Origin of the sequence: Bifidobacterium scardovii JCM 12489 = DSM 13734 (genome assembly GCF_001042635.1) — a bacterium.
GTDB classification, from domain to species: domain Bacteria; phylum Actinomycetota; class Actinomycetes; order Actinomycetales; family Bifidobacteriaceae; genus Bifidobacterium; species Bifidobacterium scardovii.
The window spans coordinates 1,478,403-1,501,065 of sequence record NZ_AP012331.1 but is presented as its reverse complement, the minus strand read 5'-3'; the positions used below and the strand labels follow the sequence as shown (position 1 = coordinate 1,501,065).

Below are 22,663 nucleotides of genomic sequence, written 5' to 3'. Positions count from 1 at the left end.
ATCCGGCTGCGCCGTCTAAGCTGGAAATGCTCATGACCGACATCAGAGAGGAGACGGCATGCAGTTCTTCACCACCGACACCCACTTCGGGCACCCGCTGGTCACGGTGCTGCGCGGATTCACCACCTTCGATCCGGCGCGATCCCATTACACGGACATACTGCGGACCGAGGGACGCAAGGCGGCCGAGGACTGGGCCAAGGGAACCACGCTCGAATCGGGGAGAACGTTCCGCGACATGGCCGACACGGACGCGCACGACCGCGCGATCATCGACCATATCAACGCATCGGTCGGCCCCGACGACGAACTGTGGATCCTCGGCGACATCGGATACCGGACATCAGTCGATCACCTCAAGGAATGCCTGCGCTCCTTGCGCTGCCGCCATCTGCATGGCGTGATCGGCAATCACGACGATTGGTGGATGACCGATCGCCCGGCACGTAATCTGTTCGTCAGTCTCGAACCGAACGATACGGCGGATATCGACGGACTCGGCGTCGTCAATCTGTCGCATTTCCCGTATCGCGAGGATCTCTCCTACAGCTGGCCGGATGACGTGGCGAAGTTCTCCGGCAAGGCGCTGCCTTTCGACGGCCGCAAGCTGCTGTACGGGCACACGCATCAGCTCTCCCCCGCCGGAGCCCGGCCCGAATCGCTGAACGTAGGTCTGGATGCATGGGATCTGATGCCCGTGAGCGCGAAGCAAGTCGCCGCATGGTTCCGCGAGCGACGGCACGACCCCGCACCGGAAGGCGAACGAACCACGCCGTCCATCGATATGCCAAGCTTCTAGGGTCCCACGCCGTTAATTCGTTAACAATGTCTGGCTCCCCTCTCTGAGGCTGAGCTGTGAAGCAAACGCCGGAGGCGTTTGCAGGCGAAGGCGAACGACAGTGAGCGGATAAGACCGCGGCCGCAAGGCCGTCCTTGATTGCGGACGAGCTGTCGGCGCAGCCGACTGAGGGGAGCACACGCATATCGGCTGGATCTAGGCGTTCTTGGAAATCCTCCCCTCAGACCGCTGCGCGGCCAGCTCCCCTCAAAAGGGGAGCCCAGATATAGCAAACAGGGCATCCGACGACAGGAGGCAGCAATGCCATTGCACATCAAGCAGCAGGACATCACCACATTGCATGTGGACGCCATCGTCAACGCGGCGAACACCAGGCTGAGAATGGGCGGCGGGGTATGCGGCGCGATCTTCCGCGCGGCCGACCCCTTCCGGTTGCAGGAAGCCTGCGACGCCCTCGCTCCGATCAGCACCGGAGACGCGGTGGCGACGCCTGGATTCAATCTGCCCGCACGGTATGTGATCCACACCGCCGGACCGATCTGGCGGGGCGGCAACGCCAACGAGGAACAACTGCTGCGTGCATGCTATCGCCACTCGTTGGAGCTCGCGGCGGCACGGGGCTGCACCAGCATCGCGTTTCCGCTGATTTCCGCAGGCATCTACGGCTATCCGAAACAGGAGGCGTTCGACGTGGCCTGCGACGAAATCCAACAGTTCCTCGCCAATTCCGATATGGACGTCACGCTCGCCCTGTACCGGTAGCGATGTGCGGGCGGCTGCGCACGCCATCGCCGCACATGCATCTCAGTGGTATCAGCGGTATCAGCCGTGCTGTCGAGCAGACGCGAACGGGGATTGCCGCGCTGCTCGTTTCCAATATCGGCTGGGGCGTGCTGCCGCTGTACTGGCATGCGCTGTCCGGCATGAACGCCCTCAGCGTGCTGTCGTACCGGCTGATCGCCACGATGGTTTCCATGATCGTGCTGCTGATGGTTCTTCGCCGCTACCGTACGTATCATCGCGCGATCGCCTCGCTATGGCGTGACAAGAAACTGTTCGCGCTGGAGCTGGCGGCCACCGCGGCCATCAGCATTAATTGGCTGCTGTATATCTACCTGGTGGTCAACGGTCAGGCGCTGCAGACCTCGATCGCCTATCTGACCACGCCGCTGCTCAATGTGTCCCTTGCCGGCATCGTGTTCCGCGAGCAGCTGGGACGCATCGAATGGTCGGCGATCGTCATAGCGGCGGTGGGCGTGGGCATGTTCGCCGCCCAGTCGCCGACGTTCCCGTGGATGGCCATCGTACTCGCCGCCAGTTTTTCCGTATACGGACTGCTCAAACGATACGTGCCCCTGGACGCCGCGCAGGCCACCACGTTCGAGACCGAATCGGTGATCCCCTTGGCCCTGCTGTGGCTCGCGTTCCAGCCTCGACTCGGGATGCCTTCGCCGTTGACATGGCCGGTTGCGGTCCTGGTGGCGCTCTCCGGTTTGGCCACCGCGATACCGCTGGTCACGTTTGCGTACGGCGTGCAGCACAGCCATTATCTGACCGTGAGCTTCATCCAGTACCTCAACCCGCTGATCCAGTTCTGCGTGGCGGTCTTTCTGCTGCATGAGCCGATGCGGCCGCAGGGATATATGGCGTTCGCGGTGATCTGGGCGGCGATCGCGGTGTATTCGTTCGGCGCGGTGCGGGCGTATTGGGAGCGGCTGAAGCCCCGCGCCCGTTAAGCGCTTCCTTTGCATCTCATGTGCACGTGCATCGTTGATGATGTTTCTGAAGTCAGCCACAATCCATGCGCGTCATTCTCCCAGAGCACAGCAAAAAGCTTCACTGGCGAGATCTGACGGATAGACGGAAAGGCAATTCATTGACTTTTCATTCAACGGATCTTGTCAAGACAATACGAAAAGAATGGCTCTTCGGGTGTTTGTGTGGGTTGGATTGTGGGTTCGGTTTACTGGTTATTGGCGTCCAGAGAGTTGGAGGTTGAGTCCGCCGCATTTGAGCATGACTAGAGCGATGAGGTCGTCAAGGTTCCTGTACCCATAGCCCATCTTGATGGTGGTCTTGATTTTGTCGTTCACAGCCTCCAGTCAGGCGTTGGAGAGCCCGGAGCGTATGGTGCGCACGATGTTCCGTGCAGCGTCGTCCTGTCTTCTCTCCGAGTCTGGCGAACGGGTCGATGCATTCGCCCCGAGCGCACTGCGCGGCGGTCGGGTCGGATTCGTTCTTGAGCGGCGCCCACCGGGCGCCCTTGACTGGATCGTTCTTGCCTTTCCTCGTGGTGCCGGTTTTCCTGGCATTGCGCCATACGGCCGTGCGGAACCTTGTCGAGCGCGTCCGTGGCCCAGGACAGGATATGGAACCTGCCCCGGGCTCGAAGAACAGGCGGAAGGCGCCCTTCCTGTGGCTAGTCTCGTCCACCCCGATGGAGCGCAGACGGTCGAACAGGCCGGCGCCCTGTTCGACGCGCAGGTCGTCGGCCGCCCGCTTGTACATCCGCACATAGGAAAGCCCCGGCAACGACACCGGAACCCGATCCCTCATCACACAAACTGGCGAAGACTCGAATATTTCTTAGGCACCTTACTCACTTCATAGGCAGGTCCTTCCCTAGACCGCCTCCGACGAGCCCGGTATTTCAGCCTTTGCCGATAACGATATTCCCGAAGATCTGCCTAAGAAACGAAGAATGCGCCTAAGAAATACCGAGGCAACAGGAATCCGGCCAGCAGAGCAACGCACGTTCACCGCCAAGTCGACTTCGCCCGCCCAAGCACGTCATCGATAAGCTCTCGCCCGCGCAATACCGCCAGCCACTCCGCCGGAATGGCATCAAACCCATATTTGACTCCGGCCAAATACCCGGCAACGGCAGCGGTCGTATCCGTATCGTCACCCAGATTGACCGCAGCCAGCACGCAGCTCGCATAATCGTCGGTGTTCGCAAGGCACCAGAGCGCCGCCTTGTACGTATCCCTGACATAGCCGCTGGATCCCAACCGAGTCACGCGGCATACCACACAGCGACTCACCATTCAGCTCCGCAGGCCACGCATCTTCACAGGCTCCGGTTCGCAGCACGCTCACCATATTCACGCATGAGTTCATCGCAATCGCATGGGCGTGCGTGATCGCGGATGCGGCGCGCACATCACCGCCATCGGCATACGCAAAGGCCAACGGCATAATGCGCATCAGCGAACCATTGCCGTTATCCCTCTCGCCATCCAAACCCGTACCCCGATCCAATGCCGCGGAAACCGTCAGTCCGCAGTCGAAGACAAGACCGTCGATAGCATATTCGCCGTCATGCAACCAGGACCGATACCGAGCACGCATGTCATCGACGTCCACCCGCCACTCATTGACGGCGAGGGAATCCAACGTGGCGAGCATCATGCTGGTATCGTCCGACCAAGTGCCCACCGGCTGATTGTGCGTGCCAAACCCCGTCATCTCCGAACACCGGAACGTATCCCTGATCATGAATTCATAGGGCACGCCCAAAGCATCGCCGATGGCCTGCCCATACACGGCCGCTCGCAACTGTTCGAATGTTCCGTTCATCAATGTCGCCTTCCCGCTCATCAGCATTCGTCAAGCAGTTCGAATCGTCGTGATTCTCGCTCCATCTCTACCGTAAACAATCCAGATCACTCATACCAGATCACATCATCCGGCCGACTACGCCAGTCATCAGCGATACAGATCATGCTTCGATCAGCGATTGCAACTCCTTACGCAATTGCGTTCTGCCACGATACCGGTCCGACAATCGCTCAGCTTCCGTCTTCACCCGCTCCGTCCCGGCCACGGAGCCAAGGCGGCGCAGCAGGCTCATGATTCTCGACACATTGCGTGGCGTATTGTTGCGCATCAGATTGGAATCGGCATTGTGCAGAGGACGCAATAGCAGTTCACAGGCTGCCTCCAAATCGCTTTGCACCATCACGTCAAACATATCCGACACCAGCTTATGGTCGTACCACGTACGGCACCGTCGTTGGCAATAACGCAACGCTTCGCCGCCTTGGCGTTCCTGCCGGAGCAGCGCCTCATACCGGTAGTTGCGCGAATGGAACATGGGATCACTGTAATACCGGTCGTAGAGGCTCTCGATCCGCGTGACTGACTCCGGCCATTGGTCCGCTGCGAGCGCACGCAGTTTATTGACATAGTGGGACGCACGCGCCACGCGCTCTTTGTCAGCAGTCATCGGTTCCGTTTCCCACGAGTCACGTTCTTGTGCGGCCTCGTGCGTCGATCCTTGCAAAGTCATGGAATGGTCCATACCATCGCCGGTGATGATGTAATAGGCATACACGCGGCACAGACCGGCCTTGTCGCCCAACCGCTCGTACGCCGCTTCCAGTATGGTGAGCCAACCGTGCGGCAAACTTGGATCACCGACATCGTCGACAGCCGAATCCTCGCCGCAGCTATCAGCCAGCTGCTGCATGCATCGATGCGCGCTCGTCCTTACGGCAGCTTCCAAATCCTGCATTGTCAGCAATCGCTGCAGCACCTCGCGAATGCACTCCCATTGGGCAACGTCCATAATCAGGTCGTAATCGCACGGAATGCCGGCACCGAAAGATAACAGCTCAAAACGATTCTGCGCATATTCGTATGCGGCGCGCCCCGCCTCGCCGTCACCGATCACAGCAGGCTCAGCTGCGGGCTCGACGGCGGATTGCTCGGGGCTTATGCGTTGTGCCACCTTTGGAGCCAATTCGGCATGCTCATTCATGGTTTGTCTCCCCTATGTCATCCGAGTCCGTACCATCTAAGTCAGCATTACCGGAGTCCGCTGCGTCTATGGCATCGACTTCGCCATCTTCCGCGCCATCGTCATCCCCATCATCCTCCACCTCGCATTGAGGAAGATAATCGGCCAGCTTTTCCCGCAATGCGCTGCGGTCCGGGAACATATCGACAATCCGCCCGGCCAAATCGTATGCCTGCTGATAGCCATACACGGAATCGATTTTTCGCAGCCAACGGCAGATTCGCTCCGCCGACTGCTTGGTGTCATGCTCGAATATCGGCGAATCAGGGTTGTCAAGCACGCGCGTAATCACCTTCAACGCCAAGTCAGCATTTTCGGGCTTTATTGCCACGATATCCAACATCCGAATGAGAATATCCCTGGAGTTTATCCAGCAATACTTCCATGCGGCGTCCGAGAGCCGTTCCTCCCGCAGCAATCGCTCATATGCCGGATTGACCGGAGCGCTGCCCATGTGACCACGACGATTCCTCTCGCACAATCCGACGATCCTGTCCCGGTCCTCCTGCCAATGCTCTCCACTGAGGTCACGCAGCTTCTGCACGTACACGGCTTCCGGATCGGTCTGGGCAATGAGAATGTAGTACACATACAAGCGACGCAGCCCTTCACGATCATGCAGATGCTCGTATGCCGCCTCAAGAATCGTCATCCAGGTGTGCGGCAATTCGTCCAAATGCGTTGCATCGAAAAAAGGCACCATGAGACGCATATTCGCCAGTGACGCATACCGCTCACTTGGACGCTTCATCTTGGCCCGATATCTCGATTCATGTTGCTCGGCCAAGGTCTCTGTTCGAGGCTCGTAATCATTCTCTTTTGAACGGCGAAAATCGCAGTACCGCTTCTCCTTGCTCCATGAATCAGACTCGTCATCGTCGTATTGGGCACGACGCGCCTCTCCGTTGGCCCGCCGCTCGTCCGTACTCTCATGAAGCGCCTTCATCGTCTCCCGCATATATGTCTTATCAAGATCGGGAATGCAATACAGAGTCTCGAAAATACGTCTGACGGCTCGCCAATCCTCCTCCGTCAATCCCTGATATTTCGGAAATTCCTTCATTGCATACCAACGCACACAATTCAATGCCTCTCGGGGAAACCGTGGTGATTGATCCGCTGATTCATCCGTCCGCCGCTGTCGTAGGCGTTCCTCACTCATGGCGATCAGCGCCGCCGCCACATGCTTGCAGTACATCGAACGCCGGGCATATGGACAAGTGCAGGCCGCAGAAACCACCCTGCCATGGCGCAATCGGATATCCACCAGATAATCATCGGTTCCGCGAACCACGGTATGCCAAAGATTCTCGGCAATCATTATGGGAGGATCAACCTTGCCGGCGTCATAATAGGCATGCCCTCGATCGAGAATGCGGCGTTCAAACAGGTGATAATAACTGTCGTCCAGTTCATGCAACTGTTCGTCCATGCGGCCTCCTTGCCCCTGTAATCAGCATAGCGCTTGCGCCCCACGCACCCCCTCTTTTTCGGCTTTTCGCACTTTCAGCAGAGAGTTGAAGCCTCTACTCGCGCAGCCGCGGATCGGCGAAGCGGCGGTTTTGTAGCACCGGCAATGTCCGGCTCGCATTATCGAGGATGTCCCGGCTCAGTTCGGCGGCGATCAACGCAGTGGCGCAATCGTCCCCCGCTGCAGCGACGACATCGCCCAACGGATCGACGATCCGACTGCACCCTATGCTCCGCAAGCTCACTTCGCTGCACGCCAGCACGTAGCAGGTGTTCTCCAGCGCTCGGGCCGCGGTCAGCAGCTTCCAATGCCGTTCCTTGCGGGCACCGCGCACCCATGCGGCGCTCACCACGATCGCGTCGGCCCCGCGCACGGCCAGCGAGCGCGCGGTCTCCGGAAAACGCACGTCGTAGCAAGTCATGACGCCGATTCGCCATCCATCGACGTCGACGACCGGCGGCAGCTCGTCGCCGGGCCGCACCGCATCGGACTCCCGGGCGGCGAACGCGTCATACAGGTGCAGTTTACGGTAGGCCGCTTCGATATTCCCCTCACAGATCACGAGGAACACGTTGGAAACGCGACGATCCGTGCCACAGCAATCCATGTCACAACGATCCGCGACATGCACCGTGCCCATCAGCGTGATATGCCGTTCGGCGCCGATCCGCCGCAGGCCGGCCACGAACGGACCGTCCAACGGCTGCGCGTGCGCCGCGGCGAAGGAATCATCATCGCCGTCGCGCGCGATCAGCCCCTCGGGCAACACCAGCAGGCGAGCGCCCTCCGCCGCGGCATCGCGCGCAAGCTTATCGATGATGTCGAGATTGCGTTCCGGCTCGCGCGTCACCGTGAATTGCGCGACCGCGACCGGCAGATCGTTTTCGTTGCTCATAGTCGAATTTGTCAGGCGAACTGCGTCTCAAGCTCTTGTGTGCGGTCTTTGCCGGAAAAATACCTGGAATGCGTATGCATCACCGATTCCAAGGAGTCGGAACCGATTACGGCGATCTCCCAATCCCCCTTCGGTTTGCCCATATCGCGCAGATACGCGGGATCATGTATGGCATCGAGATAGCCATGCGGGCCATCGAATACATGCACTATGCGATCGCCGTTTTTGCGGTTATACCGTATCAGCACGCCAACCATATCTCCTCCTTGTACTCTTTCAGGCTACCGCTTGATCTTTAATATGTCACGGTTGGATTCAAGCATTTCGGCTGTGGATTGAATGATTTCCAACAACTGCGTGTTGGCGGCCAGCGCAGCGTCATTCATGTTCCGGTCCGATGCCTGCTCCATCAGCGCAACCAGTTCGGAAAGATGCTGCAAATGATTTACAAGACCATGGTCGTCATGGTCGGGCTTGCCGCCATATCTGATATCACGTCCGTAGATATCCCCGGCGAGTTCATAGCAGTTCGCCCATGCGTCTTGCAAAACGGTTCTCACTTGCACCTCGCAGAATACCCCGTTGGGAAGCTTGACGATGGCATGTACGGCACGGTATCCGCTATGAGGGTTCTTTCGGATATCCGATACTTGAGCCACCGGCAGCACCTGCTCTATGCGTTTCACGAAAATATCCTGTACGGATAACGACATTTGCGCAGCGACGCGCACGCCCATGACGTCATGCACGCGAGGAATCTGCATGGCAGGATCCCGCTTCAGCTTATCCCGCAAAGTCGTGATGGTCTTTACCCTCGAAGAGACATGGAGATCGGATATGGGCAGATCGACGACGACGATGCCATTGATGCGTTCGACTATGTCACCGATAATCTGGCCGTACCATACCGCGATCTGAGCGTAGCTCAATCCCTCAATGGCATCGCCGCCCTCGACGATGGCTTTACGCAGTTCGCGTATCTGCCTATTCGTCCACGGCTTTTCAGGCGATGACCAATCTTCCATAGGTCAATGGTACGCCGTCACGACAAGGACGATATCTCGCGCGCCATTCACCCATGCTCACGCCAGTCCGAGACGGGCGAAGGCGTTGGCCAGGCCGTCGTCGTGGATGTCGGTGGTGACGATGTCGCAGAAGTCCTTGATGCCGTGGATGGCGTTGCCCATGGCCACGCTGGTGCCGGCAGCCTTGAGCATGGCGGTGTCGTTGTCGGAGTCCCCTATCGCGATCGTGTCGGCGATGTCGTAGCCGAGCGCCGCGGCCACGTCGCGCACGGCGGTGCCCTTGTCGATGCCGTTGATGAGCAGTTCGCCGTTGTTCGGCGAGATCCGGTCGTACGAGCCGTGCACGAGCTCGAACCAGGGACTCAGGTCGCGTTTGGTGTCCTCGAAGGTCACGTCCGGGTCGGGGCCGGTGAAGTACGATCCCTTGCTCACGCGGATCATGCTGCCCAGCGTGGATCCGGCCGGGATCTCGATCTCGTCGATCAGGTGCCAGAAGCGCGCGAATTCGCCGCGGTTCCACGCCTTGCCCTTCGACTCCAGATGCCGGCGGTACCCCTCGGAGATGTACATGCCGTCCGCGCCCTGCCACTGGTAGCTTGCGATGCGGTGCTTGCGGAAGTACGCCATCGCCGCGTCCACGGCCTCGGGCGGCACGAGATGGCGGAACAGCAGTCTGTCGCCGACGTTCGCCTGCGCGCCGGCCACGGAGACCACGCCGTCGAAGCCCAGATCGAGGATGCTGCGCTCGATCTTCGGCATGGATCGCCCGGTGCAGATGAACAGCTTGTGGCCGTTCCCTTGAGCGCGCTTGCACGCCTCGCGCGCCGAATCCGGCACGAGGTGACGCTCGTCCGCCAACGTGCCGTCTATGTCGATGAACACCAGTTTGCTTGCGACCATTGCGCTCTTCCTTCCGCCATTCCATCGTTCCGCCGGCTGCGGCGCCCGATGCCACCGCCACAGCCGCCGTTACCGCCACCGTCACCGTCCGAATATACCAGTCCGAGATCCCGTTCCCCGGATTGCGGCCACGGCACGGCCACGCCGCGGCGACGGATCCGGATACGCATGGCCGCCCCACGTTTCGCCGCGTGGGTCGTTCGCCCGACTGCCCTACGATAGGGGGTATCGCCGTATTCCCAACGGCGCAGGCCGCGCCCGGGACGAGGGGCTCGGCCGAATGGCGCAACGATGCGCCTTGAAGTTAAGGAGTCATGATGAAGTCATGGAGATTCACCGGCACCAATGAACCGTTGCGGCTCGCCGAGCTGCCCGAGCCGACCGCCGGACCGGGGCAGGTCGTCGTCGACGTGAAGGCGGCCGGCATCTGCCACACCGATGTGGGCATTCTCACCGATCCGGGCTGGATGACGATGCTGGCGCAGGTGCCGGTCACGCTCGGCCACGAGGACGCCGGCGTGATCAGCCGGGTCGGCGAGGGCGTGGACGATTTTCAGGTGGGCGACCGCGTGGCGATATGCCCGACCACGCCGGCCGGCTGCCCCGGGTCCTCCTTCGACGGCGGATTCGGCCCGAAGATCGTGGTGGGCACGCAGGCGCTGGTGCGCATTCCCGGCGAAGTGGATTTCGTCAACGGCGCCGCGGCCACCGATGCGGGCATGACCTCGTACGCGGCCGTGGTGCGCCGTGGCGGCGTGAAGGCCGGCGACAGGGTCGGCATCATCGGATTGGGCGGGTTGGGCCAGATCGGCGCCCGCGTGGCCCATCTGCTGGGCGCCGAGGTGCATGTGGCGGAGATCAAGGAGGATATCTGGCCGCTGGCCAAGGAACTGGGTGCGGTGGACGCGCGCCGGTCCATCACGGACTATCCAAAGGGATTCTTCGATGTGATCGTCGACTTCGCCGGATTCGGTGACACCACCGCCGACGCGGTGGACGTGATCAGGCTGGGCGGCGTGGTGGTGCTCGTCGGCATGGGCCGGCTGGAAACCACCATCGATGCCAAGTCGCTCATCGTCAACCAGTGCGATCTGCGCGGATCCAACGGCGGCACGCCCGACGACATCCGGGGCGTCTACGAGCTGATGCGCACCGGCAAGCTCACGCCGGTCACCACGACCGTCTCGTTCGACGAGGTACCGGAGGCGATCGAACGGCTGGAGCGCGGCGACGTGGTCGGCCGTCTGGTCATCAGCTACGAGTGAGGGATGAAGTCAGCTGGGACAGCGTACTGCGGCTATGCTGTCCCGACCATTCGCCTAGGGATGGTTCGTCGGTTCACGCCCCCGCCGGCGGGGGCGTGAACCGACTTACGATCCGGCTCGGTCAGTCTCCGGCAGCGAGGCGTGGGCCGGCGGTCACACTGCGTAGGCTGACCAGCGGCCGTGGGTGTGCTGCACTTCGATCGGCATGCCGAACAGGTCGGAGAGCCGCTCGTCGGTCAGGCCGTCCTCCAACGGGCCGGCGTAGACGATGGTGCCGGCGGAGGGATTGCCCATCGCGTCGATGCCGTCGTCGGTGGCGTCCTCGGCGGAGATGGGCTTGCGGCCCATGATGGCGATATGGTCGAAGCCGGCCGGGATCTCCTCCAGGCGATGGGTCACGAGCACCACGGCGCGCTCGGAGCTTTCCTCACCGATGCGGCTCAGCGTGCGCATCACCTGCTCGCGACCGCCCAGATCGAGGCCGGTGGTCGGCTCGTCCATGATAAGCAGTTCGGGATTGCCCATGAGCGCGCGGGCGATGAGCACGCGGGTGCGCTCACCCTCCGACAGGCGCCACATCATCTTGCCTTCAAGATAGCCCACGCGGAAATCGCGCAACAGCGCGCGGGCGCGGTCGTAGTCCTCGTCGGAGTACGTGTCGCGCCACCGGCCGGTCACGGCGGACAGTCCGGTGACCACGGCGTCCAGCGGGTCCTCGAATTCGGGGAACTGCCGGCCAAGATCGGCCGAGGCGAGGCCGATGCGGGTGCGCAGCTTGAACACGTCGTATTTGCCGAGCTGGTGGCCGAGGATGAACACGCGTCCCTCCGAGGGGAAGGTGCGCGTGGCCAGCATGCCGACGGCGGTGGATTTGCCGATGCCGTTCGGCCCGAAGAGCACCCAGCGCTCCCCCGCATGGATGGTGAGGTTCACGTCGGTGATGATCACGCGGCGATTGCGGCGGAATTCGACGTTGTCGAGCTGGAGGACGGTCTGGGGCATATGCGGAAATTCCTTGTCAAAGTATTCAAAGTATATGGAGACGTGTCGGAGTCAGAAGAGCGGTTCCCCTCAGTCCGCTTCGCGGACGGCTCCCCTCGGAAGAGGGGAGCCGAATGAGATTCGTCGCCTGTCGGACAACTCCCCCTCAGGGAGGGGGCAGGCGCTGCGGCGCTACTTCCGCTGCTCGTCGAGCACGGACTGGTAGACGGCCACGGTCTTGTCGGCGATGGACTCCCAGCTGAACTTGTCGCGGGCGCGCTCGTAGCCGGCCTGGCCCATCTTCCTGGCGAGCTCGGGGTCGGCCATGATCCGGTTGATCGCGTCGGCCATGTCGTGCACGAACTTGTCCGGGTCGGTCGGCGTGCCGGTGCCGTCGCGCAGCTGGTCGATCGGCACCAGATAGCCGGTCTCGCCGTCGACGACGACCTCGGGGATGCCGCCGGTCGCGGAGGCGACGACGGGCAGCCCGCAGGCCATGGCCTCGAGGTTCACGATGCCGAGCGGCTCGTAGATGCTCGGGCAGATGAACGCGTCGCAGCCGTGCTCCAGCGCGTTGAGCTCGGGCTTGGGCAGCATCTCCTCGATCCACACGATGTTGCCGCGCTCCTCGTCGAGCTTGGCGAACGCGTTCTTGACCTCCTCGGCGATCTCCGGGGTGTCGGGCGCGCCGGCGCACAGCACCACCTGGATGCCCGGGTCGACCAGGTGCAGCGCCTTGAGCAGGTACGGCAGGCCCTTCTGGCGGGTGATGCGCCCGACGAACAGCAGGGTCGGCTTCGAGCGGTCGATGTGGTAGCGATCGAACACCTTCCAGCCCGGATCGTCGTCGGCCGGGGTCTCGAAGTCGGCCATGGTGATGCCGTTGTGCACCACGACGACCTTGTCCGGGTCGAGGTTGGGGTATGCGGTGAGGATGTCCTCGCGCATGCCGGCGGACACGGCGATCACGCGGTCGGCGTGCTCATAGGCGTCCTTTTCGGCCCACGAGCTGAGGTTGTAGCCGCCGCCGAGCTGCTCGCGCTTCCACGGGCGGAACGGTTCGAGCGAGTGCGCGGTGATGACCAGCGGCGTGCCGTGCAGCATCTTCGCGAGATAGCCGGCGAGGCAGGCGTACCAGGTGTGCGCGTGGGAGATGTCCGCGTCCACGTCGTTGGCGATCTGCAGGTCCACGCCGAAGGTCTTCAGCGCGGCGTTCGCGTCCGCGAGCTCGGAGGGCGTGCCGTAGCCGACCACCTTGAGCGAGCCCTTCGGATCGTCGCCGGGGATCGCGGGGACGTCGGCCTCGGTGCGGGGGCCGTCGAACGCGCGGACCGTCACGTCGATGCGTTCGGCCAGCACCTTGGACAGTTCCTCGGCGTGCACGCCGGCGCCGCCATAGACATGCGGAGGATATTCGCGCGTCAGAATGTCGACTTTCATACCAATCTGCTCCTTCATCGGACAACCAGAACAGTTTCAGTCTAATACGGGAACCGCGCCGCGCCGTCTTCGGCCGGCGAAGTGTCGCGCGATGGCCCCCGCCGCACGTCCCGCCCGTCCCGTCGTCCGCTCACCGCCCGGCCGCCGCCCGGCCGCAGCAGCCCTCCCATATGGCGATACGCCATCGCGGGCCGTTACACGGTATTGATACATTGTTCACCATTCATACAAACCACCATGTGCAACCCGCGCAACACCGCAGAGAAAGGGAACGCAAATGAACCTGCTCGCCAAGCTGGGCATGGGAGAGAAGACCCGACGCAATTTCGTGGCCATCCTGCTCGTGGCCGCCGGCGGCTCCATCATCTATGGGCTGCCCTACTTCCACTACGATTACTACGAGGCCTACGCGCAGGCCTACCACCTCACCAACACGCAGATCGGCGTGTTCGGCAGCATCTTCGGCGTGTTCGGCATGATCTCCTACCTGTTCGGCGGCTACTTGGCCGATCGGGTCAGCATCCGTCTGCTGCTGTCGCTGTCGCTGATCGGCACCGGCCTCGGCGGCTTCATCCATCTGCTGCCGCTGAACTTCCCCGAGCTCGTGGCCCTGTACTCGTTCTGGGGCTTCACCTCGCTGTTCTCGTTCTGGCCGTGCTGCGTCAAGGCGGTGCGCGTCCTGTCCAGCCCCGAGGACAAGGGCAAGTCCTTCGGCTGGTTCGAGGGCGCGCGCGGCGTGGCCGCCGCGATCATGACCCCGCTGGCCGTCATCGCCTTCCGCCTCGGCATGAACGCGGACGGCAAGCACGACATCGCCGGCATGCGGCAGGTCATCGTCTTCTACTCGGTCATCACCGTGCTCTCCGGCCTGCTCGTCCTGTGGAAGATGCGCGATGACGGCTCGAAGATCGACAAAAGCGAGCAGGTCACGTTCAAGGACATCGGCACCGTGCTGCGGATGCCGGCCATCTGGATCATCGGCCTGGTCACGTTCTGCAACTACGTGTTCACGCTGTCCGTCTACTACTTCACGCCCTACGGCACGTCGCTGCTGGGCATGTCCGTGACCGCCGGCGCGGTGCTCGCCGCCGCCAAGCGCTACGTGACGCCCGTGTCGAACGTCGGCGGCGGCTATCTGGCCGACAAATTCGGCACGAGCCGCCTGCTGCTCATCTCCTTCCTGGTCATGGCCATCGGCACCGCGGTGATCCTGCTCCTGCCGCTGAACGCCTCCTCGACGGTCGTGTTCGTGATCGTGTTCCTCATCATCTACTTCTTCTACAACGTGAACTACCCGCTGACTTGGGCCATGATGGACGAGGGCGCGATCCCCGAGCGCGTGTCGGGCACGGCCGCCGGCATCATCTCCACCATCGGCTATCTGCCCGAGGTGTTCGTCTCTCTGCTCGCCGGCGCCCTGATCGACGGGCATCCGGGAGTCGCCGGCTACCGCATGTTCTTCGGCTTCCTCATCGCCATGCTGCTGTTGGGCGCCGTGTTCGTCGTCGTGTGGCAGCGGTTCCTCCGGAAGCACGGTCTGGGCAAGGGCTCCGCCGCGAAGGCCGATGCGCAGCCCGCGGCGAAGGATGCCGCGGCATGATCCCCTCCCGCCTGAGAGCCCCGACGCGCCCGGTCCACGACGTGCGCTCGTGCATCGTCGAACGCGTGTGGGTCGAAACGCCCGTGGATACGGACGGCGACGGTCTGGCCGACCTGATCGCCGTGTACATCCGCCGCCCGCTGGCGTGCGACGACGGTCTGGTGGTGCCGGCCATCTACGTGGCTGACCCGTACATGCTGGGGTGCGACGACGACGGCTACGCGCCGCATCCCACCGACGTCGAGCTGGGCGGCGCGCAGGCCGCCGGCACCGGAGCGGGCGATGCGACGGCACCGAACGATGCGACGGCACCGGCCGGCCGAGGAGCCGAAGCCGACTCCCCCGCATGGCCGGCCCCCGACCCCGATCCCCGCGAGCGATTCGGCGCGGAGCAGCCGCGGCCGGCCATGGCGCCGGTCCGTTTCCGCACCCCGCGCGGCGCCGGCCCCGCGCACCGCCTCGCCCCGGACGAGATGCCCGAGCTGGAGTGCATCAGCGACTATTACGCGTTCTACAACTCGTGCGGCTACGCCACCGTGTTCGCCGGCGGCCTTGGCACGCGCGGCTCACAGGGGTTCAACGACTGCGGCTCCCCCGAGGAGACCGCCGCGTTCGCCGCCGTGATCGACTGGCTCAACGGGCGCGCCCGCGCGTTCACGAATCCCGCCGACGGCATCGAGGTGCGCGCCGACTGGGCCAGCGGCAAGGTCGCCATGACCGGCAAAAGCTATCTGGGCACGATGTGCGTGGCGCTCGCCGCCGCGGGCATTGACGGGCTGGAGACGATCCTGCCGGTCGCGGGGATCAGCGACTGGTACCGGTACTACCGCTGCAACGGACTGGCGTGCCCCGCGCTCGGATGGCAGGGCGACGACATCGACCTGCTGGCGGCCTACTGCTTCAGCCGGGAACGCGACGGTCTCGATGCCGGCGACCGGCGGCGCTATCAGGCCCATCTCGACGCGATCCGCGCCCATATGGACCGCGAGGGCGGCGCATACAACCGGTGGTGGCATGAACGCAACTATCTGGCCCACCTGCCGGAACATCCCTGCCCCGCGTTCATCGTGCAGGGGCTCAACGACATGAACGTCAAGCCGTCGCAGGCCGTGCGCCTGCGGGATGCCCTGCACGGGCGAGGCACGCGCTCCTGCCTGGTGCTGCACCGTGGAGACCACTGCTACACGCATGATCTCGAGGGCAATCCGGTGAACGGGTACGCGCACCGATGGCTCGACCATTACTTGGTCGACCGCAGCACCGACATCGCGGACATCCCTTCGGCGCTGATCCAGGACGATCTCGATCCCGGCGTATGGCGTGAGGAGCCGTCGTTCCCCACGCCGGATGCGCGCCCGCTGCCGGAGTTCGCGCGCGCGGACCGCACGCAGCGCGATGCATGCGGCGTCATCGCCGACGACGTGGATGCCACCGCGTTCCGCCGCGACGCCCCGGAAGACTCGATCGGCCCGTGGCGCGACGAGCTGATCCTCGCCGACCCCGAGCCGTGCCACTGCCTGCGCTTCGACACCGCCCCGCTGACTGCGACCACGCGATTCGGTGGCACGCCGGTCGTGCGGTTCGCGGCGAAGTTCGACACGCCGGCCGCGATTCTGAGCGTCATGCTGGTCGACATCGGATCGCACCGCCGCCTCACCACGGCTCAGGAGAGCACCGGCAGCCTGGTCTGCGGGCTCGACGGCCCGACCATTCCCACGAAGCGCTTTGCGGTAGAGCGGGAGCCTTCGGCATACCGCATCCTTTCGCGCGGCTGGATGGACGCGCGCAACGCCGAGGCGCCGTGGGCCAGACGCCGTCTGGAACCGGATGCGTGGCACCGCTACGCCATCGCCATGGAGCCATTCGACCAGACCGTCACGGCGGGCGACCGCCTGCGACTCATCGTCTTCGGCACCGACCCGGAAGCCACGGTGAAACCCCGCGGGCAACGGCTGATCACGATCGACACGGCATCCGTCACGCTCGAGCTCGGATGAGCCGCCGACCCCGATCAGGGATCAGAAAGGAAGTAACGCCATGCGACTGGGACGCATAACGGCGGTGTTGGCCGCGGTGGCCGTGGTGCTGGCGCTGGCAGCCGGCTGCGGCGGCGCGCGCACCGGCGCGACGGGCGCCGACGCCACGATATCGGTCTATTCCACCGAGCCCCGTTCCGCGCTGACGCCGGGCGGGGCCGGCGACGCCGGCGGGTTCCGCGTGCTGTCCACGATTCTCGCCGGGCTGGTCGTCTACGACGAGCAGGGCAAGCCCGTCAACGAGGTCGCCTCGTCCATCACGCCGAACGACGATTCCACCGTGTTCACGGTCACGCTCAGCCACGGCTGGACCTTCACCGATGGCACGCCGGTGACGGCGCGGTCCTTCACGCGCGCGTGGAGCTACGCGGCGAATCCCGCGAACGCGCAGATCAACGCCAGCTATTTCGCGAACATCCAGGGCTACGGCGACCTGCAGCGATCCACGGACGGCACGGAGCAGCTGTCCGGGCTCGTCGTCACCGGCGACGAATCCTTCGAGATCCATCTGAGCGCGCCCGATTCGATACTGCCCCAGAAACTCGGCACGGTCCCGTTCCTGCCGCTGCCCGACTCGTTCTACGACGATCCCGACGCGTATGCGAGCAAGCCGGTCGGCAACGGCGCCTACCGCTTCTCGTCGTGGACGCACGGCCAGGATCTCACGGTGACCCGCAACGACGGCTACCGTGGCGCGATGCCCGCGCGCAACGGCGGCATCGACTTCCGCTTCTACACGTCCACGGACGCCGCGTTCGTGGACGTGATCGCCGGCAATCTCGACCTGCTCGACGAGGTGCCGGCCTCGAAGTACGCGGTGTACGCCAGCACCGAGGGCATCCGCTCCTACACGGTGCCGGGCGCCGAAACCCAAGGGCTGAACATCCCCGAGCGGCTCGCCCATTTCGGCGGCGACGAAGGGCGGCTGCGCCGCCAGGCGATCTCCATGGCGATCGACCGCGACCTGATCTGTTCCAAGATCTTCCATGGCACCAGGCAGCCGGCCGTGGATTTCTCCGCGCCGACGATCACCGGGTACAGCGACCAGCTCGCCAACGCGCGGCACCTCGCCCATAATGCCGCGCAGGCCAGAGAGCTCTGGGCGCAGGCCGACGCGATCTCCCTGTGGAGCGGCACGCTGAAGCTGTCATACAGCGCCGATTCCAACGATCAGGCGTGGGTCGAGGCCGTGGCGAACCAGATCGCGAACACGTTGGGCATCAGTGCCCAGGCCGAGCCGTGGACCTCGCGCAAGGAGCTGCGCACCGCCGCCGTCGACGGGACGATCGACTCGCCGTACGGCAGCGAATGGCCTCCGGACTATCCGCATATCGAGAACTATCTGACGCAGCGCTTCGCCTCGAACGGCGGGTACAACGAATTCGGCTACGCGAACCGGCAGGTCGACGATCTGCTGGCGAGCGCCGCGGCAAGCACGGACGAGGATCAGGCCGTCGCGCGCTATCAGGAGGCGGAGGAGATCCTGCTCGACGACCTGCCGCAGATTCCCCTGTGGTACGCCAATGTGGCCGCGGTGTCGTCGACGGCACTGACGCATGCGGCGTTCACGTACAGCAACTATCCGCTGTACGCGGCGCTGGAGAAGTAGCGGGAACCCCGCCCGCCCTATCCGTTCCGCCCGCGGTGGACCGCAACGCAAAACGCCGGCGTCCCTTCCTGATGAGGGAACGCCGGCGTCGTCGTTGCCGGGAATCCGATCAGACGGCGGTGCCGTTCTGGTCGAGGTTGGGATTGTGCTTCGAATCGCCGGCGGTGAAGAACAGGCTGAGCACGCCGACGACGAAGACGCCGGACACCGTGGCGACCAGCCAGATCGGATGGGTCGGCAGCCACATGATCACCAGGAACGCGATCGCGGCGATCACGATCAACACCCAGCTGACCACGCGGAACCACTGGCGCACCGAATGCGGTGCCTTGAACGCCTTCGGGTCGTTGTAGTTCGGGTTGGTGGTCAGCGTGGTGTCCGCCGCAACGGTGCCGCCGGTCGGCTTCCACGGGCCGTCCTCGCCCTCCTGGATGCGGCGCGACTTCTCCTGCAGCGCGTACTCGTCGATCATGCCCCCACGGCCGCGGCCACGGGTCTGGTCGTATTGGGACGGTATTCCCCTGCGCTGGTTCTTCGCGGCCCTGCGGCGTTCGGCACGGTTCGGCATATCACTTCTCCTCACGGTTCGACGGATGACACTGCGTACCACTGTACCTCAGCGCCTTCCCGTTTTCCGCGCCGTTTCCGCATCGTTTCCGCACAGGATGCGGGCAGGATGCGCATGGGGCTCCGAGGGAGTTCCCAGGCGGCGCCCGGATCACCACACGTACGCCGGCTCCTCGTTGGTCACGATGGCGTTCACCATCTCGGCCGCCCCGGCGATCTTGCGGCCGCCGTAGGTGGCGTCCTGCACGCGGTAGTAGGGGTCGATGAAGTGGTAGTTCACGATGGCGCCGCCCGGGTCGGCGTCGTATCCGATGATCACGATCGCATGGCTGATATGGCCGAACTGCGGGTATAGCGCGTGCAGGTCCACGGTGGCGAACACCGGATCGCCGCGACGGCTCGAATACCGGCCGTTCCCGCATGGATCCGCTGCTGTCCGCCGTCCGCAGCCACCGCGTGGTCCTGTTCGGCTGCATCGCCTTGTCGCTGTGCATGATCGGCGCGGCGTGCAACGACGCGTGGTTCCACGGCCTGCGTCTCATCCCGTTCGCGCAGACGCTGTGCGGCGTCGCCGCCGTGATGCTACTGCCGCGCTTCCCCACCTTCGGTGCGACGGCGTTGGTCGTCTCCGCGATGGCGGCCGACTGGCTGCCGTTCCGTCCGATGACGTACGCCTCGCATCTGCTGGCGATAGGCGTCGCGCTGATCGTGCTCGGCTACCGGCGCGCGCCGATCGGCTTCGCCGCGGCGCTGGCGATGCCCGTGAACCGTCTGCTGTTCCTGTGGACGACGGCCGGCATAGCGCCGTTCCACGCCGATCGAGCCATGCTGGATCTGATGGGGTATGCCACGGATATCGGCGATCATCTGGTGTTCGTCGTCACCGGGCTGCTGCTGGCCCGGATGGTACGCGAGGCGCGGGACCAGGAGCGGATGCGGCGGCTGCGGGACCGCGAAATGGTGGCGGACCAGCTGCATGACCGCATCTGCAACGAACTGTCGCTGGTCGTCATGCGCATCGACGACCATCTGGCGTGCGCTGCCGGCGATGACGTCTCCGGTTGTACCGAACGCGACGGCTCCGAGAACGGCGGTACCGAGGCCGGGGAGACGCCTGATGCCGTGCTGGGCGGATTGCGCGGCGAGCTCATGGACACGCTCACGCACACGCGCGCCACGATCGCGGCGTTGCGCCGCTTCCCCGCCGGCACGGAGCCTTCCGACGCAGGGGTTCCGCAGCCGGAACGGGACGGTCTGATCCGCGATGCGGTCGCGCTGTGGCGGCGCCGTCTCGACGATGCCGGGGTGCACGGCGAGATCATCCTGCCCGGCACCGATCTGCCCGAGCTGGACGACGACCGGTTCCGGCTGCTGCGTGGCCTGATCGATGAGCTGTTCGGCGACATCGGCAAATACGCCGATCCGGCGTCCGCCTACATGGTAGCTTTCGGCTGGTCCGCGGACCGGATCACCGTATCGGCCACGGATGCGCCGCGTACCGGTGCGGCCGATACGGCCGATGGACGTACGGCCGACCCGACCACGGGCCGGTCCGGGCTGGACCGTTACGCAGTCGCCGTCCGGCGCCTCGACGGCACATGGAGCATCGGCCGGTCCGCCGGCGAATGGTCGCTGCACTGCGCCCTGCCGGTGCGAGACCCCAGTGTTATGCACTATTGATTCGTTGAGTAATGCTGGTTCCTCTCCCTGAAGGGAGCCAGCATTACTCGGTGATCGGCTACCTCGGCAGCATCATCGGGCGCTGCGAGGCGACGATCGGGGCCGGCAGCTCGGTGGCCGCGCCGGTGAGGTACTCGTCGACGGCGGCCGCGCAGGAGCGGCCCTCCGAGATGGCCCACACCACCAGGCTCTGGCCGCGTCCGGCGTCGCCGCAGGCGAACACGCCGTCCTGCGAGGTGGCGAACTTGTCGTTGCGAGCCACGTTGCCGCGCTTGTCGAGATCGACGGGCAGCTGGTCGAGCAGGGTGGTCGTATCCGGGCGCAGGAAGCCGACCGAGATGAGCACCAGGTCGGCCGGCAGCACGCGTTCGGTGCCCGGCTGGCGGGTGAACGGACCGTTCTCGCCCAGCGCCACGTCGACGACCTTCAGGCCGGTCACATGGCCGTGCTCGTCGGCGACGAACCCTTCGGTGGCGGTCGAGTTCTCGATGTGGATGCGCGACTGCTCCTCGTCGGAGCCGACGAAGTTGATCGAGTCGGTGCTGTACATGTAGGTGCCGCCCTCCTCCATGGAGGAGGTCTTCTGGTACAGGCGGGCGAAGGTCGGCCACGGCTGGTTGTCCGGGCGCTCGCTCGGCTCCTTCGGCATGATCTGCAGCACGGTCACGTCCTTCGCACCCTGGCGGATCGAGGTGCCGAGGCAGTCGGAGCCGGTGTCGCCGCCGCCGATGACGATGACGTGCTTGTCCTTGGCGGTGATGTCGTGCACGGGCTTGACGCCGTAGATGCGGCGGGTCGCGTCGGGCAGGAAGTCCATCGCGAAGTGGATGCCGTCGAGCTGGCGGCCGGGCAGCTTCATGTCGCGCGGCACGCGGGAGCCGATGGCCACGACCACCGCATCGTACCGGGAGCGCAGGTCGTCCCAGGTGATGTCCTTGCCGATCTCCACGCCGGTGCGGAACACGGTGCCCTCGGCCTCCATCTGCTCGACGCGGCGGTCGAGCAGATGCTTGTCGAGCTTAAAGTTCGGGATGCCGTAGCGCATGAGGCCGCCGATCGCGTCGTCGCGCTCATAGACGACGACGGTGTGGCCGGCGCGCGTCAGCTGCTGCGCGCAGGACAGGCCGGCGGGGCCGGAGCCGACGACGGCGACGGTCTGGTCGGACAGGCGCTGCGGCGGCATCGGCTTGACGATGTCGAGCTCCCACGCCTGGTCGATGATCGTCTGCTCGTCGAGCTTGATCATGGTCGGCGGCTGGTGGATGCCGAGCACGCAGGCCTTCTCGCACAGGGCCGGGCAGATGCGGCCGGTCACCTCGGGGAAGTTGTTGGTCATGGACAGCCGGTTGTAGGCGTCCTCCCACTTCTCCTGGCGGACCAGATCGTTGAACTCGGGGATGATGTTGCCGAGCGGGCAGCCGGTCATGCAGAACGGCGTGCCGCAGTCCATGCATCGCGCGGCCTGTTCCTTGGTCCACGGCTGCAGGCCGGACTCGGCGTGCACGTCGAGCCAGTCCTTGATGCGTTCCTCTACGGGGCGTTCGGCCAGTTCGCGACGGGTACGAACCTTCAGGAATCCTCTGGGGTCTCCCAT

General features: G+C 64.1%; 20 protein-coding genes and 1 pseudogene. 8 read left to right on the top strand and 13 right to left on the bottom strand.

Annotated features, from left to right (window positions below; genetic code table 11):
• Positions 1–58: 58 nt before the first annotated feature.
• From BBSC_RS06180 to rarD, 3 genes are all read left to right on the top strand, one after another.
• Positions 59–799: a phosphoesterase gene (locus tag BBSC_RS06180; protein ID WP_033517413.1), complete on the top strand. Its 741-nt coding sequence runs from the start codon at positions 59–61 to the stop codon at positions 797–799.
• A gap of 300 nt (positions 800–1,099) precedes the next feature.
• Positions 1,100–1,561, top strand: coding sequence for a macro domain-containing protein (locus BBSC_RS06175; RefSeq protein ID WP_033517415.1), 462 nt, complete (start codon positions 1,100–1,102; stop codon positions 1,559–1,561).
• Between the two features lie 35 nt (positions 1,562–1,596).
• Positions 1,597–2,535 (top strand): EamA family transporter RarD, encoded by a 939-nt coding sequence (gene rarD / locus BBSC_RS06170; RefSeq protein ID WP_161787640.1) that lies wholly within the window; start codon positions 1,597–1,599, stop codon positions 2,533–2,535.
• 1,020 nt (positions 2,536–3,555) lie between these two features.
• Here rarD and BBSC_RS14215 read toward each other — a convergent pair.
• The 8 genes from BBSC_RS14215 to BBSC_RS06130 form a co-directional block, all read right to left on the bottom strand.
• Positions 3,556–3,819: an ADP-ribosylglycohydrolase family protein gene (locus BBSC_RS14215; RefSeq protein WP_231649334.1), complete on the bottom strand. Its 264-nt coding sequence runs from the start codon at positions 3,817–3,819 to the stop codon at positions 3,556–3,558.
• A complete protein-coding gene (locus tag BBSC_RS06160; protein ID WP_231649342.1) occupies positions 3,704–4,378 on the bottom strand; it encodes an ADP-ribosylglycohydrolase family protein in 675 nt (224 codons plus the stop codon). The genes BBSC_RS14215 and BBSC_RS06160 overlap by 116 nt, the downstream gene beginning before the upstream one ends.
• A gap of 142 nt (positions 4,379–4,520) precedes the next feature.
• Positions 4,521–5,561 (bottom strand): hypothetical protein, encoded by a 1,041-nt coding sequence (locus BBSC_RS06155; protein ID WP_046726245.1) that lies wholly within the window; start codon positions 5,559–5,561, stop codon positions 4,521–4,523.
• Positions 5,554–7,032: an SWIM zinc finger family protein gene (locus BBSC_RS13295; protein ID WP_081892939.1), complete on the bottom strand. Its 1,479-nt coding sequence runs from the start codon at positions 7,030–7,032 to the stop codon at positions 5,554–5,556. Before BBSC_RS13295 ends, BBSC_RS06155 begins: the two co-directional genes overlap by 8 nt.
• 94 nt (positions 7,033–7,126) lie before the next feature.
• Positions 7,127–7,966: a nitrilase-related carbon-nitrogen hydrolase gene (locus tag BBSC_RS06145; protein ID WP_033517421.1), complete on the bottom strand. Its 840-nt coding sequence runs from the start codon at positions 7,964–7,966 to the stop codon at positions 7,127–7,129.
• A gap of 11 nt (positions 7,967–7,977) precedes the next feature.
• On the bottom strand, positions 7,978–8,223 hold the full coding sequence (locus BBSC_RS06140) for a hypothetical protein (RefSeq protein ID WP_033517424.1): 246 nt from the start codon (positions 8,221–8,223) through the stop codon (positions 7,978–7,980).
• Between the two features lie 24 nt (positions 8,224–8,247).
• Positions 8,248–8,991, bottom strand: coding sequence for a hypothetical protein (locus tag BBSC_RS12815; RefSeq protein WP_049185661.1), 744 nt, complete (start codon positions 8,989–8,991; stop codon positions 8,248–8,250).
• A 57-nt stretch (positions 8,992–9,048) separates the two neighbouring features.
• On the bottom strand, positions 9,049–9,891 hold the full coding sequence (locus tag BBSC_RS06130) for an HAD family hydrolase (protein ID WP_033517426.1): 843 nt from the start codon (positions 9,889–9,891) through the stop codon (positions 9,049–9,051).
• 317 nt (positions 9,892–10,208) lie between these two features.
• Here BBSC_RS06130 and BBSC_RS06125 point away from each other — a divergent pair, with 317 nt between their 5' ends.
• A complete protein-coding gene (locus BBSC_RS06125; protein ID WP_033517428.1) occupies positions 10,209–11,156 on the top strand; it encodes a zinc-binding dehydrogenase in 948 nt (315 codons plus the stop codon).
• Between the two features lie 473 nt (positions 11,157–11,629).
• Here BBSC_RS06125 and BBSC_RS14500 read toward each other — a convergent pair.
• Together BBSC_RS14500 and glgA are read right to left on the bottom strand one after the other, a co-directional pair.
• A pseudogene (locus tag BBSC_RS14500) lies at positions 11,630–12,158 on the bottom strand (ABC transporter ATP-binding protein); the annotation flags it as partial.
• Positions 12,159–12,329: 171 nt separating this feature from the next.
• Complete coding sequence (glgA, locus tag BBSC_RS06115) at positions 12,330–13,577, bottom strand: glycogen synthase (protein WP_033517430.1); 1,248 nt, start codon at positions 13,575–13,577, stop codon at positions 12,330–12,332.
• A 277-nt stretch (positions 13,578–13,854) separates the two neighbouring features.
• On the opposite strand from glgA, the gene BBSC_RS06110 reads away from it, so the two are divergent.
• The 3 genes from BBSC_RS06110 to BBSC_RS06100 are packed head-to-tail and all read left to right on the top strand — an operon-like array spanning position 13,855 to position 18,822.
• A complete protein-coding gene (locus BBSC_RS06110; protein ID WP_033517431.1) occupies positions 13,855–15,177 on the top strand; it encodes an MFS transporter in 1,323 nt (440 codons plus the stop codon).
• A complete protein-coding gene (locus BBSC_RS06105) occupies positions 15,174–17,174 on the top strand; it encodes a CocE/NonD family hydrolase (protein WP_033517432.1) in 2,001 nt (666 codons plus the stop codon). Before BBSC_RS06110 ends, BBSC_RS06105 begins: the two co-directional genes overlap by 4 nt.
• Before the next feature lie 40 nt (positions 17,175–17,214).
• A complete protein-coding gene (locus BBSC_RS06100; RefSeq protein ID WP_033517434.1) occupies positions 17,215–18,822 on the top strand; it encodes a peptide ABC transporter substrate-binding protein in 1,608 nt (535 codons plus the stop codon).
• Between the two features lie 109 nt (positions 18,823–18,931).
• Here the strand turns inward: BBSC_RS06100 and BBSC_RS06095 are convergent, their stop codons facing one another.
• Positions 18,932–19,390, bottom strand: coding sequence for a membrane protein (locus BBSC_RS06095; RefSeq protein ID WP_033517436.1), 459 nt, complete (start codon positions 19,388–19,390; stop codon positions 18,932–18,934).
• A gap of 150 nt (positions 19,391–19,540) precedes the next feature.
• Entirely contained in the window at positions 19,541–19,771 is a 231-nt protein-coding gene (locus BBSC_RS06090) for a hypothetical protein (RefSeq protein WP_033517438.1), read from the bottom strand.
• 38 nt (positions 19,772–19,809) lie between these two features.
• Between BBSC_RS06090 and BBSC_RS06085 the strand changes: the two genes are divergently transcribed.
• Positions 19,810–21,069 carry a hypothetical protein gene (locus BBSC_RS06085; RefSeq protein ID WP_033517440.1) on the top strand — a complete coding sequence of 420 codons (1,260 nt, stop codon included), beginning with the start codon at positions 19,810–19,812 and terminating at the stop codon, positions 21,067–21,069.
• Between the two features lie 58 nt (positions 21,070–21,127).
• Here the strand turns inward: BBSC_RS06085 and BBSC_RS06080 are convergent, their stop codons facing one another.
• Positions 21,128–22,663, bottom strand: a complete 1,536-nt coding sequence (locus BBSC_RS06080; protein ID WP_033517442.1) for a glutamate synthase subunit beta — start codon at positions 22,661–22,663, stop codon at positions 21,128–21,130.